The organism is Streptococcus oralis, from assembly GCF_001578935.1.
Classification (GTDB): Bacteria; Bacillota; Bacilli; order Lactobacillales; family Streptococcaceae; genus Streptococcus; species Streptococcus oralis_R.
The window spans coordinates 1-711 of the sequence record NZ_KQ969528.1; the positions used below are offsets into that span (position 1 = coordinate 1).

The 711-nt window shown below is 50.8% G+C and carries 8 tRNA genes; all 8 read left to right on the forward strand.

The annotated features are described in order from the left end of the window. Window position 1: 1 nt before the first annotated feature. The 8 genes from SORDD15_RS09660 (at window position 2) to SORDD15_RS09695 (ending at window position 709) form a co-directional block, all read left to right on the forward strand. Window positions 2-74, forward strand: a tRNA-Asp gene (locus SORDD15_RS09660). A 24-nt stretch (window positions 75-98) separates the two neighbouring features. After that, window positions 99-171: transfer RNA gene (locus tag SORDD15_RS09665), tRNA-Lys, on the forward strand. A gap of 5 nt (window positions 172-176) precedes the next feature. Next, window positions 177-258 (forward strand) — tRNA-Leu (locus SORDD15_RS09670). A gap of 12 nt (window positions 259-270) precedes the next feature. Continuing rightward, a tRNA-Thr gene (locus tag SORDD15_RS09675) sits at window positions 271-343 on the forward strand. A 27-nt stretch (window positions 344-370) separates the two neighbouring features. After that, window positions 371-442 (forward strand) — tRNA-Gly (locus SORDD15_RS09680). A 7-nt stretch (window positions 443-449) separates the two neighbouring features. Further along, window positions 450-535: transfer RNA gene (locus tag SORDD15_RS09685), tRNA-Leu, on the forward strand. 11 nt (window positions 536-546) lie between these two features. After that, window positions 547-620, forward strand: a tRNA-Arg gene (locus SORDD15_RS09690). Window positions 621-635: 15 nt separating this feature from the next. After that, window positions 636-709 (forward strand) — tRNA-Pro (locus tag SORDD15_RS09695). The last annotated feature ends 2 nt before the right edge of the window (window positions 710-711 follow it).

Genomic DNA, 711 nt, shown 5'->3' on the forward strand with positions numbered 1-711 from the left:
AGGTCCCGTAGTGTAGCGGTTATCACGTCGCCCTGTCACGGCGAAGATCGCGGGTTCGATTCCCGTCGGGACCGTTTAAGATAACGGAAGTTATTTTAGACTCGTTAGCTCAGTTGGTAGAGCAATTGACTTTTAATCAATGGGTCACTGGTTCGAGCCCAGTACGGGTCATATTTGCGGGTTTGGCGGAATTGGCAGACGCACCAGATTTAGGATCTGGCGCTTAACGGCGTGGGGGTTCAAGTCCCTTAACCCGCATAATAGAAAGTAGCCGGCTTAGCTCAGTTGGTAGAGCATCTGATTTGTAATCAGAGGGTCGCGTGTTCAAGTCATGTAGCCGGCATTTTTTTATATAGAATAAGAGGTCGATGCGAACGTAGTTCAGTGGTAGAACACCACCTTGCCAAGGTGGGGGTCGCGGGTTCGAATCCCGTCGTTCGCTTAGAGAGGCCGGGGTGGCGGAACTGGCAGACGCACAGGACTTAAAATCCTGCGATTGGTAACGATCGTACCGGTTCGATTCCGGTCCTCGGCATATAATGATGAGCACCCTTAGCTCAACTGGATAGAGTACCTGACTACGAATCAGGCGGTTAGAGGTTCGACTCCTCTAGGGTGCATTTTTTTATTTAACGCGGGAAGTAGCTCAGCTTGGTAGAGTACTTGGTTTGGGACCAAGGTGTCGCAGGTTCGAATCCTGTCTTCCCGATT